Origin of the sequence: Brevibacillus sp. HB1.3 (genome assembly GCF_013186635.1) — a bacterium.
GTDB lineage: Bacteria > Bacillota > Bacilli > Brevibacillales > Brevibacillaceae > Brevibacillus > Brevibacillus brevis_D.
In genome coordinates, this window is record NZ_JABMIT010000001.1 from 677,282 (window position 1) to 692,559 (window position 15,278).

Genomic DNA, 15,278 nt, shown 5'->3' on the forward strand with positions numbered 1-15,278 from the left:
ATTTGTCCCGCAAATGTGATTGTGATACGGTGGAAGCAGCACTCAGAAAGAGAGTTGACGGACGCATGAATAATCTCACAAAATTTCAGATTAACAGACCTGCACAAGAAGTGTTCGAAGCATTCGTGGACCCTGAGAAAATCGGCAACTTCTGGTTCTCTTCCAGCTCGGCAATGTGGGAAGAAGGGAAGAGCATTACGTTATTCTACGATATTTACAACGCAGAAGTAGGGATTACCGTTCACGAAATCGAAGTGAATAAACGAATCGTTTTCCAGTGGGCGGGAGAAGAAAATACCGTAACGATTATGTTAAACGCGTTGGATGCAGCCACGACGATCATTGAAGTGAACGAAGAAGGCTTTCAAGAAAATGATCCTGCGCTCCTGCAAAAAATGATCGACAATAAAGAAGGCTGGGTGTACGTCTTAAGCTGTTTGAAGGGGTATCTGGAGCATGGGATCAACACATTAAGAGAAGGGCTTGTGAGATAGCCCCCGGATGTATAGCGAGACCAAACGCTGAAATAACGAGAAAGCCCGAAACCAACGTGTATCGGGCTCTTCCTTTTGCACTATTTAATGCCAAGGCTGCGTTTTTTACGCACGAGCGTGGAGATGTTCACTTGCAGCTTATCCGCACACTGCTGCATGGTGTCTGTCTCCTTCAAGAGGCGTTGGATATACGCTCGTTCAAACCGTTCGACCGCTTCTTTTAGCGGCAACAGCTCATCCATTTTGGCGAGTTGGAGAGGTAGGGCGGTCTGTTGCGTATTGCGAATGGACGCTGGTAACTGATCAAAGGTAATTCGCCCATTTTCACACATGTGGAAAGAACGTTCCACCACATTTTTCAGCTCGCGTATATTCCCGGGCCAGTCATAATCCATTAGCGCCTCCAACGCATCTGTTTCGATACGCATCTCTTGCTGATACTTCCATTCGAGCTTTTTCAAATAGTAGAAAATAAGAGCCGGAATATCCTCGCGGCGTTCACGCAAGGGTGGTATGGTGAGGGTTAGTACGTTTAGCCGGTAGAACAAATCCTGCCGAAAACGCTTTTGTTCGACCATCGCTTCCAAATCACTATTGGTAGCAGCGATGATACGCATGTTAACCTGACGTGATGTTTTCCCCCCGAGTCTGCGAATCCGCCCATCCTGCAATACATTTAAGAGTTTTACCTGTAAAGGAAAAGGGAGGTCTCCAATCTCATCGAGAAAAATGGTTCCCCGATCCGCCAGCTCGAACAATCCTTCCTTCGACTGACTTGCCCCCGTAAAGGCGCCTTTTTCGTAGCCAAATAATTCTGACTCGAGCAAATGCTCGGGAATGGCCCCACAGTTAATCTTGATAAATTCGCCAGTTCGTCCACTTTGAGCGTGAATGTAGTTCGCCATGACATCTTTACCGACACCAGACTCGCCTAGCAAAAGGATGGGAGAGTCGTTCGTCGCAAAGCGCTTGGAGAGTGAAGCAATTCGATGCATGAGCCCACTGCGATAAATAATCTGCTCGTCAAAGTCACCATCGGTTTGGATATTCTCCAACGCCCTTTGATACGCCGAACTGATTTGACGTGTTTCCGCAAGCTCCTTCTGAAGCTGATTCAGCTCAGTGACGTCGCGCACATTTCCCACTACAAACAATAATTCCTTGTTTGGATCGAGCAGCGGGGTAGCTGTATTGATCGCTTGCCGACCGTTCGCATAATCGATGACAACACTATGGGTTTGTTTCGTCAAAATCGTACGTACAGCAGAAGAGTCAGGAACAAGATGCATTTCTTTTTGCTCCATGAAGCTGAAATTATTTAAAATGTCGGCGGGAACTCCCGTGATGTTCAAGTACGCCTCATTGTAAAGCAGAACGTAGCCGTTACGGTCACAGATCGCCAATCCGTCGTGGGACGTACTGAAGATGGTCGTCAGCAATTTTGCAAGTTCATGATTGTCACTGGCCTGAAAATACTTGGTTTGATACATCGAAGTCCTCCTCAGCAGCTTGTAAACGGAATAATCAGAATTAATCATCGATGCGCAAGTGTGCATATGCAAAAATGATCATTTTCGAATAGTGTTGTTGTGAAATCGCTTTCAATTGTTTGGCATGCTACTTGCTCTTCTATAGGGACGAAAGCAAATGCAAGTCGAATCACATAATCGAAAGACACCGTGGTGTTTTTCATCGAAAAAGCGAGGGATGTTTCCATGTCTTCATTATATCAGGTATTGAGTCCAGCGGGTGAGCTGGTAAGCGATCTCAAGGGGCAATTAGACGAGGCGACGATGATCAAGATGTATGAAAATATGGTGTTGGTTCGGCAGTTTGACCGCAAGTCGATTAACCTGCAACGACAAGGAAGAATGGGGACGTATGCTCCTTTTGAAGGGCAGGAAGCTTCGCAAGTAGGCAGCGCGATGGCATTAACACCAGGAGATTGGCTTTTCCCAACCTACCGAGACCATGCGGCAGCGATTGTCCATGGTCAATCCATGGCAAGGGTGTTCCTCTATTGGATGGGACACATGGAAGGGAGTATCAGTCCGAAACATTTGAATATCATGCCGCCATGTGTACCGATTGCGACTCAAATGGTTCATGCGGTAGGGACTGCTTGGGCGAGCAAGCTGCAAAACGAACAGCATGTTAGCATTGCCTACTTTGGTGACGGAGCAAGCTCAGAGGGCGATTTTCATGAGGCATTGAATTTTGCAGGCGTATTTCAGACGCCGACCATTTTCTTCTGCCAAAACAACGGCTTTGCGATCAGCGTCCCGTTTTCACAGCAGTCTGCATCGAAAACGATTGCGCAGCGTTCGGCCGCTTATGATATCCCTGGGGTTCGGATAGACGGCAATGATATCTTCGCTGTTTGGCTGACCATGAAAGAAGCCATGCAACGTGCGATGGAAGGGAAGGGACCGACGTTGATTGAAGCGGTGACATTCCGCTATGGCGCACACACAACAGCAGATGATCCGAAGAAATACCGGGATCAAGAGAGTTTGTCCGAGGAATGGCGTCAAGAGCGCGACCCACTCCAACGTCTGCGTGTGTATCTGGAGAATCAAGGGCTGTGGAATGAGACGAAGGAAGATGAGCTGATGGCACGCGTGAATGAACAAATCGATGCAGCTCTTGTGGAAGCAGAGAGCTATCCGAAGTCCAAGCCAGAAGACATGTTCAAGCACGTCTACGCTGAACCATCGTGGATGGCAACGGAACAGGAGAGCGAGCTCGTCAAGCCATCGAAGCAGGAGGGAATCCCAGCATGAAACGCAAACTGACGATGATTCAAGCGATCACGGAGGCCATGGATCAAAAATTGGCAGATGATTCACGCATCATGCTGCTCGGCGAGGATATTGGCGTGAATGGTGGCGTGTTCCGGGCGACGGAAGATTTGGTGCACAAATACGGCCCGGATCGTGTAGTGGACACACCGCTAGCCGAAGCAGGAATCATCGGGGCGGCGATCGGTCTTGCCATGAACGGGAAAATTCCCGTGGTCGAGATTCAATTCCTTGCCTTTATTTACCCAGGCTTTGAGCAAATTGTTTCTCATGCTGCTCGTATGCGCTATCGTACTCGCGGACAGTACCATGTCCCGATGGTCATACGCACGCCGTACGGCGCAGGGATTCGCGGTCCGGAGCTGCATTCGGAGAGTGTCGAAACGTTTTTTGCTCATGTCCCGGGCTTAAAGGTTGTGGCACCAAGCACACCTTATGATGCAAAAGGCTTGCTGATTGCAGCAATGGAAGATCCTGATCCGGTCATTTTTTTGGAGCCGACCAAACTCTATCGCGCATTTAAACAAGAGGTTCCGGAAGAAATGTACCGCGTGCCCATCGGAAAAGCGAAGGTCGTCCAGGAAGGCTCGGATGTATCTATTTTTGCTTGGGGAGCGATGCTTCGTGTCGCTGAGGATGCGGCGAAACAGATCGAGCGCGAAAACGGCTTGAGCTGCGAAGTCATTGATCTGCGCACGCTATATCCGTTGGATCGAGATACCATCATAGCCTCGGTCAAAAAGACTGGACGCGCAGTTGTCGTACATGAAGCCCATAAGACTGCTGGGTTAGGTGCAGAGATCATTTCCATAATCAATGATGAAGCATTGATTTACATGAAGGCTCCCGTGAAACGGATTACCGGATTTGACGTGCCCGTCCCGCAATTTAGCATCGAGGATGACTATTTGCCAACGGCTGAACGCGTGAAGGACGGAATTATGGAAACGGCTACGTTTTAAGAGAAGGAGCGAGTCATATGGTTGAGTTCAAGCTTCCGGATGTGGGAGAAGGTATGCATGAAGGAGAAATCGTAAAAGTACTGGTTCGCACAGGCGAATCCGTTCAACAGGATCAGCCACTACTGGAGGTGCAGACAGACAAGGTGAATGCCGAGTTGTCTGCGCCAGTGACTGGCATCGTTCGTGACATTTTCATAGCAGAAGGAGAAACAGTAGAGGTCGGCACTACCCTTCTCGTGATCGATGCAGGTACGGAAGGGGAAGTAAAGACAGAGACAAAGCATCCAGAAAAGGTCGCAAACCCGGATAAGACAGTCAATTTTACTCCAGCTCGTGCTGATCACCGCCGCTCATTGGCCACGCCTTATGTTCGGCAGTTGGCACGGGAAATGAAGCTGGATATCGAGTTGGTCACAGGTACAGGAGCAGCGGGACGTGTGACGGAAGAGGATTTACGCCAATTCGCCAATCGATTGCAAAAATCAGCACCAGCCAAGTTTCCTACGACGGCTCCTGGCAATGAGCGTCTGTTGGAGGCAAGTACAGTGTCGATTGAGACTGAACCGGTTGTTCAGCCGAAAACAGGAACCGCTACTCGTGTAGCCACCTCGTCGCAGGGAGATATCGAACGGCTACCGCTAAAAGGCATTCGGAAAAAGATTGCCGAGCATATGGTGAAATCAGTCACAATCATCCCGCATGTGACATCTGTTGATGAGCTGGAGATGGATCAGCTGCGTGCTTTGCGCGAAACGTTAAGGCCACATGCGGAAAAACGGAATATCAAGCTGACCTTCCTCCCGTTCTTTATCAAAGCGTTGGTCATTGCACTGAAGGAATTCCCGACGCTAAACGCATCGATTGACGAACGAACGAATGAAATCCTGCTTAAGCGCTTTTACCATATCGGCATGGCAACGGATACGCCTGAGGGCTTGATTGTACCAGTCATCAAGGATGCAGACCATAAATCGATTTTTCAACTCGCTGAAGAAATCGATCAACTGGCACGCTTGGCTCGAGAAGGAAAATTGACCATGGAGCACATTACAGGTGGCACTTTTACGATCAGCAATGTAGGGCCAATCGGGGGACTGCAAGCAACGCCAATCATTAATCACCCGGAAGTAGCGATTATCAGTTTGCACAAAATGGAGAAGCGCTGGGTCGTGCGTGAGGATGAAGGCGTTATTCGCTGGATGATGAACCTGTCACTTTCGTTTGATCATCGCCTGATCGATGGCGTAACGGCAGTACGTTTTACCAACCGGATCAAGGAGCTGCTGGAAGATCCGAATCTATTGTTTGCGGAGATGGTATAGATGGTAGTCGGCGAAGTAGCAGTCGAAACAGATGTGGTTGTCATCGGTGGTGGGCCAGGAGGTTATGCAGCCGCTATTCGTCTCGGACAGCTGGGGAAATCGGTTGTTCTGATTGAAAAGGAGGTTCTGGGTGGAGTCTGCTTAAATCGCGGATGCATCCCGTCAAAAGCCTTGATTCATACAGCAGGCGAATACCACAAGCTAAATAGACTGAATAAGCTTGGAATCCAACTTCCGACAGGGAAAACGACGTTCCATATGCCGAGCTGGCAGACGTGGAAGACTTCTGTCGTTGCTCAATTGAACAAAGGGGTCGATTATCTCTGTCAGGCCAATGGGGTTACAATCGTGAAGGGGATGGCCACATTTCTCTCGAGTGATCGGATTGGCGTAGAGACGGGTGGCGATTTTGAAACGTACAAATGTAAACAAGCGATTATTGCGACAGGATCACGTCCGTTCATTCCATCGTTTTTGAAAACAGATGGAGAATATATTCTAGATTCTACTGATATGCTGGCATTGGATGACGTACCGGAAACACTGGCCATAATCGGCGGCGGCTATATTGGAATGGAGCTCGGGATGGCGTTCGCCAAGCTTGGATCGCAGGTGACCATCATTGAAGCAGCGGAGCGCATTTTGCCGCAAACAGCCGCCCATCTCTCTCAAGAAGTGCTCAAGCAGGCAAAACAGCTCGGGATGACGGTCAAGATCGCGACAAAAGTAGAGAAGTCTGAGGTAGCGAACGGAAGAGTCACACTCGTATGCACTTCGGAAAAGAACGGTTCCGAAAGTATCACTGCACATAAAACCCTCGTCACTATAGGGCGAGTGCCGAACACAGGGGAACTCGGTCTTGCGCAGGCGGGGGTAGAAATGGACGAGCGCGGCTATATTCCTGTGACATCGACGGGTAGTACGAACAAGGCGCATATTTATGCCATCGGCGATGTAACGCCTGGACCTGCGTTAGCCCATCGTGCGGCGAAGCAAGGGATTGTGGCGGCCGAGGTGATCGCAGGGCTACCTAGCAGCGTAGATTCCCCTTTTGTACCTTATGTGATTTTTACTGAGCCGCAAATAGCTGGTGTTGGGATGACACGAGATGAGGCAGAGCTTCAAGGGTACAAGGTCAAGGTAGCGGCGTTCCCTTATCGGGCGAATGGCAGAGCACTCGCCATAGATGAAGGAGAAGGTTTTGCTGAAGTGATCGTGGATCAAGAAAGTCATTTATTGTTGGGAATGCACATTGTAGGTGCTGATGCATCGAACCTGATTGGGGAGGGCGTACTGGCACTTGAGCTTGCTGCGCGTGTAGAAGATGTGGCGTTAACCATGCATCCGCATCCCACTTTAAGTGAGGTATGGCTGGAGGCTGCCGAAGCGGTGTTAGGCCATGCTATTCATATCGTAAACAAATCAAAAGTAGCTGTGAATAAATAGAATGATCGTAAAACCTTAAAGATATGTGACGGATCTTCATGACAATGATCTGCCTCGGAGCCTATCAAGATTGGCATTTGCATGAATGTGCTACGCTTGAATTAATCTCGTGCAAAGGATGTGTGGTCATTATGAAATTGAATCACGTCAATCTTACCGTTACGGATGTTCCAGCTGCTGCGGATTTCTTGGAGAAATATTTTGGCCTGAAAAAGTTAGATACATCGGAGGATGCTCGTGGCGATAATTTTGGGATCTTATTTGACGATAACGGCCTGGTGTTTACCTTGATGAAGGGTGCCGAAGTCCAATATCCTAAGACATTTCATATCGGCTTCATCCAAGAGAGCGAAGAGAAGGTAAATGAAATCAATCAACGATTAAAAGAAGATGGTTACAAAGTTGCATCGCCAGTAAGATCGCATGGTTGGACGTTTTATGTGAAAGCTCCTGGAGGATTTACCGTTGAGGTACTTGCGTAACGCGTATACACATATTCGAAAGCCCTCATTTTCTCATGAGAAAAAGAAGGCTTTCTTTTTTCTGGTTTAAACATCCTGTAAATCAGAAGGGTGGGCGATAAAGTTGCAACGCCCACCGTTGGCTTCGATAGAAAAAGAATATTTTATACTTTCAGGCTCTCTTTCATCCCATAATGGAATCCCAGGTGATAAGCACGGTCCAACAGCTGCTCGATATGCGCTGGATTTTGCGCCAAGGTGTCATAAAGGAACTCAACTCTCGAATCTTCGATTCCGACGTAACTGGAGATTCCGACATTAAGGTGGTGCGCCATCATTTGGTCATAGCTTCTTTTTTGAAAATGATCTTCAGGAGCAGCTGCGAGACCGATCCATAACGCATGTTTATGAGGCAGCTTGCTTGAGCCATAGGCAAACCCGTTGTTCCAGACGCGATCGATATATCCTTTCAACATGGCGGGCATGCTGAACCACCAGATTGGAAAAATAAAGGCTAACGCGTCGTGTTTTCTCATGCGCTCCATTTCAATCTCGACCTCTTCGGAATATTTCTTATCTCCATTGTTCCAATCTGGTTCATCTTCCTCCCATAAAACAGGGTGAAAACCACTGCGATGCAAATCCAATACTTCAACCTCATGTCCTGCATCTTTTAGTCCCTGAACGAAACGTTCTGCAACGGAAAAGGTCAAGGAATTGGTTCGTGGATGAGTAACAACTGTCAGTACTTTCATCTTCATACACCCTCTATCTTTGTAGTCATTTGTATGTCAGATGGGCGTCCATCTTCTAAGGTGCTGGTATATCCGAATCATGCACCATATAATGGAATGTGAAAAGTACGCACTTTTTTGTGCTTTCGATACCAAAAAGTAACATAGGAACAAAAAGGTTCCTGAAAAATCGTAAGTAATGAGGGAGGATAGCCAATCGATGAGACCAAAGCTCAAGCATACATACCAAATTCCTTCTGAAGCAACGCTAGATGTTTTAGGGGGCAAATGGAAAACCTTGATTTTATGTCAGTTATACTACGGCCCAAAAAGAACGAGCGAATTGAAAAAACAAATGCCGGACATTAGCCAAAAAATCCTGACACAGCAGCTTCGCGAGCTAGAAGAGGACGGAATTGTCATCAGGACTGTGTACAGCCAAGTACCGCCAAAGGTCGAGTATGAATTGAGTGAATTGGGTGAAACGCTCAAACCAATCATGGATCTCATGTGTGAATGGGGCGAACGATACCTTCGGGGGGAAATACCAGGGAAAGAGTCTTAAATACCAATCGGTCGGAGGAGGAACATTCACGTGCATTCACCCTTGTTTCCACTTGCAGACCCTGCAATAACGCGGTTAGATACAGAGCTTTTGAATAGATTTGACAGAAAGATCAGAAAAGAGAAGGTCGTCAGCTGCCTCATCATTCAAGACGGTTATCTGACTTACGAATATCATAAAAACAAGAAGCAAGCGCAAAAACTTCAAAAGATCAATTCTTGCACCAAAAGCTTTATCTCAGCGCTCATCGGGATTGCATTGGATCAAGGACTGATTGCTGGTTTAGATACACCTATCACTTCTTACTTTCCCTATTTAGAGCAAAAGTCTGTCGATCCCGTTAAACGATCCATTACCTTGTTTCATTTGCTCACGATGACACCCGGCTTTGATTGGCCAGAGTTCGGCGAGTGGCAATCATTTCCTCGGATGCTTTACAGTCCGGATTGGGTGCGATTTGTGCTGGATCGACCGTTGCTTGACCAACCGGGAGAGAAGATGAATTACAATTCTGGTTGTTCGCATTTATTGTCTGCCATCCTGCAAAAGGCAACAGGAATGAGCACATATGATTTTGCCAAAAAGTATCTCTTTCAGCCTTTGAACATCGGAGATTCGTATTGGTATTCGGACGGACAGGGGATTCATAACGGGGGAGATGGATTACGTCTTACTTCGCGTGATATGGCAAAGCTAGGATTACTCTATCTGCAAGGCGGTCAATGGCAAGACAAGCAAATCGTTCCAGCAGCATGGGTTCAAGAATCGATTCAGCCAAAATTTCGGACATACGAAAGGATTGGGTCTTACGGCTTGCATTGGTGGAATGACAGAATCGATCCAAGCGATGACTGGACAGAGGACAACTTCTACTATTTTGCCCTTGGCTTTGGAGGGCAGTACATACTGATTGTTCCTTCGCAAAAGATGATTGTTGTGTGTAGCAGTGAGCTGTACGACCAGTCTTTGCGGCCGCTTGCTTTATTCAGACAGTACATACTTGCAGTGGAATAGAACGAAAACCAGTTCAGGACACGAGGAGGTCCTTAGAACTGGTTTCTTTTTACATGAAACATTTTACATGGATGGTTCGTCTGTATGGACAAGAGTTTTACTGGCCCGGAATTGCAGGCGATACAGCATCCAAACTCCCATGATGAGAATGGCAAGCAGGAGGAAGATGTTGCTGTACACAGATGCTGCCGGATTTGCCAGCGGATTGAGCTTCATCGTTGCCGTTTGATTGTCTAGCGCTTTTCCAATCAAGCTCATAGCAACGGCACCTGAGATGAAGTTCAGCATCGAGAATAGTCCCATGCCGACGCCTGTCTGTTCCTTCACGAGTGTTCTCGAAAGTGTATTGGACAAGGCAATTTGCATAAAGGTTTGGCCTACATTGCTCAATATGAGAATGACAGCAATGGCGATTGGCGAGATGCCGACAAAGGTAGAGAGCAGGCTGAAGCATACGAGCATCAAGAAAGCAGCTAGGGAGACAACAAAGAAGTTCCCGCGTTCATCTGCGAGCAGACCGCCTTTGCGTCCCAAGAGTGCAGAGGCAATTGCGGCAGGGAAAAGTACAAAGCCAATGGTTCCGGCAGACAACTGATTGAGTGCGCTCAAAAATTGCGGGGTCATGAACATGACACTAAAGCTCAGCGCTGTTGATAGAAACGCGATGAACAAGCCCACTGAAAAGCTTCTGTTGCGGAATAACGAAGGTTGAATAAAGGGATGTTTCGCAGTCCGAATCCGCACGGTGAACATGGTCAGCAGCACAACTCCCCCTGCGAGTAACAGTCCGCTGCTCTCAGTAATCGACAGGAGAAACAAGGTAACCGTTGAGGCCAGTAGTCCTCCTCCGAGAAAGTCTATCGATCCAGGCGCTCCCTTTTCATCGTCCAAATATTTGCGGAAGAATGGGAGAGTAAAGAGCGGAAGCAAGGAAATAAGAAACAGCATGCGCCAGCTTCCAAAGCTAGCCATTAGGCCCGCCACCACAGGACCAAACGCATTTCCCAAAGCGAGTCCGACAGCAGACGTACCAAGTGCTCGTCCTCGTTGTTCAGGAGCGAAATAACGAATCGGAATAATCATGGCGGTCGCTGGCAGAACCGATGCACCAGAGGCTTGCATGATACGTCCAAGAATGATCATCCAATATTCGCTGGCGAGCATCCCTGCAATGGAACCGACTGCGAAAATAAGGAGACCGTATGTCAGTAAGTCCTTGAGCCTATATTGATCAGCGAGCTTGCCAAAAACAACCGAGCCGATGGCATAGACGACCATGTATCCTGTCATAATCCAACTAACCTGCGAAGGCATCAGATGAAATTCCTGTGCAATTTCCGGTAAAGCTACATTAAACATGGTTCCATTCATGACAGAAAAAATCAAGGTGACGACAAGGACTCGAAGGAGCTTGGTACTATTCTCCATGGCAAAATCGGGCTGATTCATGTGTATTCCTCCTTTTCCAGGGTAGTTCTCAAAAGGCAATCAGACCACTCGAATTTGCATATAGCGTAAGATTCGCTACAATAATGAGAATACTGACGAAATTAGTGTGTTCCCTCATAGTGAGCTTCCTCACTAAACAACTATAAAATAGTGAGTAACCTCTGTAAAAGAGGGTATTCGGTTTTCGCACAATTGTCAAGGAGGTCTATCATGTTTCCCAATCAAATGAGTCCACCAGCGATTGATATCATTCACATCCTGATTCGTGCCACCTATTCTATTCAGCGAGAATTCGAGACCAAATTGGCTGCGCTTGATATTCCCTACCATATCTCTGGGCCAAGGCTACGTTTGCTTTCTATCGTTTCAGAAGCAGGAAAAATTCGCATGAACGAGCTCGCCGCAAAATTGGGTGTAAAGCCGCGCACTGTCACCGATTTTATTGATGCCTTGGAGCGTGACAAGCTACTGGTGCGGATCCCTGATCCGACTGATCGCCGTGCCACCTTGATCGAGCTAACGGAATTAGCCCAATCCAGCATTGATCAAGTTTTGGCGCTGCAAACTGATATTGCTGAGAGTATACTCGAGGATTTGCCAAGTGAGCAGCGGAAGCAATTCTACGCTTTGCTTTTACAGTTGATTGAAAACAAGGATTTGTCGATCCCGTCCAAGGATGCATTCAAATAAAGCATCAAGCAGGATATAAGTGGATAAGGAAGCTCCTGTGTACCCATAATACCTTTGACAGACAACAAAGAATTCGGGGTGTTTAGAATGAAAAAATGGAAACTGTTATTGCTCATGCTGATTACCACGATGGGGTTAAGTGCATGTGGCGGTGCTGCTGCACCGGATGTACTGGAACAAGTAGAGATTGTACCGAAACCTACATATACAGTAGGGAGTGAAGTCATATTGAAAGCAAGTCACCAACCGGGGATGCAAGGGGCGAAAGCGAAAATTGTGGGGGCTTACGACACAACCGCCTATTCAGTGACCTATACGCCTACAACGGGTGAGCCTCCTGTGAAGGCGTATAAATGGATTATTCAAGAAGAAATCAAGAACCATATCAAGCAACCGTATAATCCGGGAACGGAAGTCGTCTTGAAGGCGGATCATGTGAAAGGGATGCTCGATGCATCAGGCAAGCTTGAAACGGCAAATACAACGACTGTCTATATGATCGATTACACTCCCACGACAGGGGGAGGAGAAGTTAAGAACTACAAATGGGTAACGGAAGATGAGATATCACCAGTCAAATGATCGATGTCATCCTCTTATGAAAAAAGGCAGCCGTGGCTTTTTCAGCGCCAAAGCTGCCTTTCTGCTTTTCCATTGATACGAGCTGTTTGATGTTACATGCGACGAGACTTCCACTCAGCGAGCATTTGATTGAGAGATCGTAACAGATTGTATCTGTTATGATTAATACTTTCTTGTGAGAATTCGAGAATGCTCTCCGTCTACAGTGATTTCCCAGCCTCTTGGGATTTCATAAGCAAAGGCTGGCGAAGGGTGCTTGACCGCTTCAATGCTGGATTCAGTAGGGATACTGGTGATATTTACGATTTGTTTTTCATAGAGACTTACATTTACCACGACCCAGCCATATGGTACAGGCACCCCGGTACCCACCCATTTATTCTCCAGCTCTTGAGGTTGGTACCGTTTTTTATTCTCATTTCTGATATCGATATAAGCCTGTCTCTTGCTGTTATAACCTCGACCGATTTCTACCCAACCAGAAGGGATGTTAAAGCTCAAGCTTCTTTCCACTTGCCCATAATTAGCGCCAACAATATATTTCGCTACTTCATATCCAAGCTGTGTTCCACGATGTGGCTCTTTTTCAATCGAAATCCACCCATTCGGAAAGAACGTATCGTATGCCACTACTAACGTATCACCGTACTTCCAGTTTCCGTCAAAGATGTATTTTTGTGGACGTGCGTTAGCGTCTTTTCCCTTTCCTACCGCATCTGCTGCTTGAGTCGGGACGAACAGGAATGATGATGCCAAGACGAGAATACCCAAGCCTCCTACTACTTTTTTCATAGTTTAACTCCTCCATATAATTGCAATAAGTAAAAATAATTTCAATAATGAGAATTCTGGGTTAATTTGAAACTTCCTGCTCTTTATGGAAAAAACTTCTTGTCGAAAAATTGTCGAGCGAGAGGATTGTTCCCAGGAACACGTGTTTTCAATAGAAGCTACAGTAAAAAAACGGAAATATTCCTTGTTGAAAGGTGCAAATGATTATGATATGATGCTGTTAACTTAATGACTGGAGCTGAAGAGTATAATGGATAATTTTCTTGCTTAAAAAATAAAACAAACAGCGATATTTTTCGCGTGTTTTATTCTTTATGTGCAAGAAAGTTACTTATATCTCTTCACTCGAACAATATATCCTTATCTAACTTCATTTTTTTGAGTTGGATTTGCTGTATTTATTTGAGCTACAAGAGAGTAACTTTCTTGTAGCTTTTCTATTTTTTTGCGTACAGGGGGATGATTGTATGTCATTAATCAGTGTAAATAACTTGACGTTTGCCTATGAAGGCAGTTTTGATAACATTTTTGAAAATGTGAGCTTCCAAATCGATACGGATTGGAAATTGGGCTTTACGGGAAGAAACGGGAGGGGGAAGACAACTTTTCTCAACCTGTTGCTTGGTAAGTATGAATACAGTGGAAAGATTAGTGCTCAAGTCAGCTTTGAATACTTTCCTTTCCAAGTCGAGAACAAAGAATATCTTACCCTTGATATCGTTCAAGACATTGTCCCGGACTACCAGTTATGGGAATTAATGCGCGAGTTCTCCCTCTTAAAGGTTTCAGACGATGTTCTATATCGTCCATTTGAATCTTTGTCTAACGGGGAGCAAACGAAAGTGATGCTAGCCGCCTTATTTCTAAAGGAAAACAGTTTTTTGTTAATTGATGAGCCAACCAATCATCTCGACATGCATGCAAGGGAACTTGTCAGTGATTATCTCCATTCCAAAAGCGGCTATATTCTGGTGTCCCACGACCGCGCATTTCTAGACAACTGTGTCGACCATATCCTGTCCATCAACAAGACGAACATCGAGGTGCAAAAAGGGAGTTTCTCCGATTGGTGGGAAAATAAACAGAGACAGGATAACTATGAGCTCGCTGAGAATGAGAAGCTCAAAAAAGACATTAAACGCTTGTCGGACGCAGCCAAACGCACAAGTAACTGGTCGGACGCTGTGGAAAAGACGAAAAATGGAACATTGAATTCCGGTTCCAAATTAGACAAAGGGTATGTTGGCCACAAGGCTGCGAAAATGATGAAACGCTCCAAATCAATGGAGCAAAGACAGCAATCCGCTATTGATGAAAAATCGAAGCTACTGAAAAACATTGAAAACCAGGAAAGCTTAAAGATTGCACAGCTTGCTTATCATAAAAATCAACTGGCCGAACTGGAGAAGGTCTCGATTTCTTACGGAGAGAAGCTAGTTTGTGCAGATGTCAGCTTTACGATTGAGCAAGGAGAGCGTATTGCGCTGTCAGGAAAGAATGGTTCAGGAAAATCCAGCATTCTCAAGCTCATTTGCGGGGAGAACATTCAATATACGGGGACGTTCAGAAAGGGAAGTCAACTGAAAATCTCGTATGTTTCTCAAGACACTTCCCATTTAAAAGGCAATCTCACTGACTTTGCCCGAGACAATGAGATTGAGGAGAGTCTGTTTAAATCGATTTTGCGCAAGCTGGACTTTTCCCGCGTGCAATTTGAGAAGGATATCTCTGCTTTTAGTGGCGGGCAGAAGAAGAAAGTACTCATTGCGAAAAGTCTTTGCGAGAAAGCACATCTTCATATCTGGGATGAGCCATTAAACTTTATTGACGTCATTTCTCGCATGCAAATTGAAGAGCTGCTCCTTGAACACTCGCCAACGATTCTTTTTGTGGAGCATGACAGGGAGTTTTGCAATAACATCGCTACAAAGATCGTTGAATTGTAGTTGGAAGGTGGGGAAAACCG

15 protein-coding genes are annotated in these 15,278 nt (G+C 46.3%); 11 read left to right on the top strand and 4 right to left on the bottom strand.

All coding sequences use genetic code 11. The features are described 5' to 3' along the window. Positions 1-2 precede the first annotated feature (2 nt). Positions 3-494, top strand: a complete 492-nt coding sequence (locus tag HPY31_RS03375; protein ID WP_172138389.1) for an SRPBCC family protein — start codon at positions 3-5, stop codon at positions 492-494. An 80-nt stretch (positions 495-574) separates the two neighbouring features. Here HPY31_RS03375 and HPY31_RS03380 read toward each other — a convergent pair whose 3' ends face one another. Next, positions 575-1,984 (bottom strand): sigma-54 interaction domain-containing protein, encoded by a 1,410-nt coding sequence (locus tag HPY31_RS03380; RefSeq protein WP_172138391.1) that lies wholly within the window; start codon positions 1,982-1,984, stop codon positions 575-577. Positions 1,985-2,209: 225 nt separating this feature from the next. Here HPY31_RS03380 and pdhA point away from each other — a divergent pair, with 225 nt between their 5' ends. The 5 genes from pdhA (at position 2,210) to HPY31_RS03405 (ending at position 7,507) form a co-directional block, all read left to right on the top strand. Next, the gene (gene pdhA / locus HPY31_RS03385; RefSeq protein WP_172138393.1) at positions 2,210-3,277 is read left to right on the top strand and encodes a pyruvate dehydrogenase (acetyl-transferring) E1 component subunit alpha; all 1,068 of its coding nucleotides are present in this window, start codon (positions 2,210-2,212) and stop codon (positions 3,275-3,277) included. After that, on the top strand, positions 3,274-4,257 hold the full coding sequence (locus HPY31_RS03390; RefSeq protein WP_015891054.1) for an alpha-ketoacid dehydrogenase subunit beta: 984 nt from the start codon (positions 3,274-3,276) through the stop codon (positions 4,255-4,257). The genes pdhA and HPY31_RS03390 overlap by 4 nt, the downstream gene beginning before the upstream one ends. Before the next feature lie 17 nt (positions 4,258-4,274). Further along, entirely contained in the window at positions 4,275-5,579 is a 1,305-nt protein-coding gene (locus HPY31_RS03395) for a dihydrolipoamide acetyltransferase family protein (RefSeq protein ID WP_172138395.1), read from the top strand. Further along, the gene (lpdA, locus tag HPY31_RS03400; RefSeq protein WP_172138397.1) at positions 5,580-7,025 is read left to right on the top strand and encodes a dihydrolipoyl dehydrogenase; all 1,446 of its coding nucleotides are present in this window, start codon (positions 5,580-5,582) and stop codon (positions 7,023-7,025) included. Positions 7,026-7,156: 131 nt separating this feature from the next. After that, on the top strand, positions 7,157-7,507 hold the full coding sequence (locus HPY31_RS03405) for a VOC family protein (protein ID WP_172138399.1): 351 nt from the start codon (positions 7,157-7,159) through the stop codon (positions 7,505-7,507). Positions 7,508-7,650: 143 nt separating this feature from the next. Here HPY31_RS03405 and HPY31_RS03410 read toward each other — a convergent pair whose 3' ends face one another. Then, on the bottom strand, positions 7,651-8,241 hold the full coding sequence (locus HPY31_RS03410; RefSeq protein WP_172138928.1) for an NAD(P)H oxidoreductase: 591 nt from the start codon (positions 8,239-8,241) through the stop codon (positions 7,651-7,653). Positions 8,242-8,440: 199 nt separating this feature from the next. On the opposite strand from HPY31_RS03410, the gene HPY31_RS03415 reads away from it, so the two are divergent. After that, positions 8,441-8,785 carry a winged helix-turn-helix transcriptional regulator gene (locus HPY31_RS03415; protein WP_007721669.1) on the top strand — a complete coding sequence of 115 codons (345 nt, stop codon included), beginning with the start codon at positions 8,441-8,443 and terminating at the stop codon, positions 8,783-8,785. A 30-nt stretch (positions 8,786-8,815) separates the two neighbouring features. Beyond that, a complete protein-coding gene (locus HPY31_RS03420) occupies positions 8,816-9,799 on the top strand; it encodes a serine hydrolase domain-containing protein (protein ID WP_371811664.1) in 984 nt (327 codons plus the stop codon). 63 nt (positions 9,800-9,862) lie between these two features. On the opposite strand, the gene HPY31_RS03425 is transcribed toward HPY31_RS03420, so the two are convergent. Beyond that, positions 9,863-11,248: an MFS transporter gene (locus tag HPY31_RS03425; RefSeq protein ID WP_253901658.1), complete on the bottom strand. Its 1,386-nt coding sequence runs from the start codon at positions 11,246-11,248 to the stop codon at positions 9,863-9,865. A 210-nt stretch (positions 11,249-11,458) separates the two neighbouring features. On the opposite strand from HPY31_RS03425, the gene HPY31_RS03430 reads away from it, so the two are divergent. Beyond that, complete coding sequence (locus tag HPY31_RS03430; protein WP_172138401.1) at positions 11,459-11,938, top strand: MarR family winged helix-turn-helix transcriptional regulator; 480 nt, start codon at positions 11,459-11,461, stop codon at positions 11,936-11,938. Between the two features lie 87 nt (positions 11,939-12,025). After that, positions 12,026-12,520, top strand: a complete 495-nt coding sequence (locus HPY31_RS03435) for a YdhK family protein (protein WP_172138403.1) — start codon at positions 12,026-12,028, stop codon at positions 12,518-12,520. Positions 12,521-12,682: 162 nt separating this feature from the next. On the opposite strand, the gene HPY31_RS03440 is transcribed toward HPY31_RS03435, so the two are convergent. Continuing rightward, the gene (locus HPY31_RS03440; RefSeq protein WP_172138405.1) at positions 12,683-13,312 is read right to left on the bottom strand and encodes a hypothetical protein; all 630 of its coding nucleotides are present in this window, start codon (positions 13,310-13,312) and stop codon (positions 12,683-12,685) included. Between the two features lie 467 nt (positions 13,313-13,779). Between HPY31_RS03440 and HPY31_RS03445 the strand changes: the two genes are divergently transcribed. After that, on the top strand, positions 13,780-15,258 hold the full coding sequence (locus HPY31_RS03445; protein ID WP_172138407.1) for an Lsa family ABC-F type ribosomal protection protein: 1,479 nt from the start codon (positions 13,780-13,782) through the stop codon (positions 15,256-15,258). Positions 15,259-15,278 lie beyond the last annotated feature (20 nt).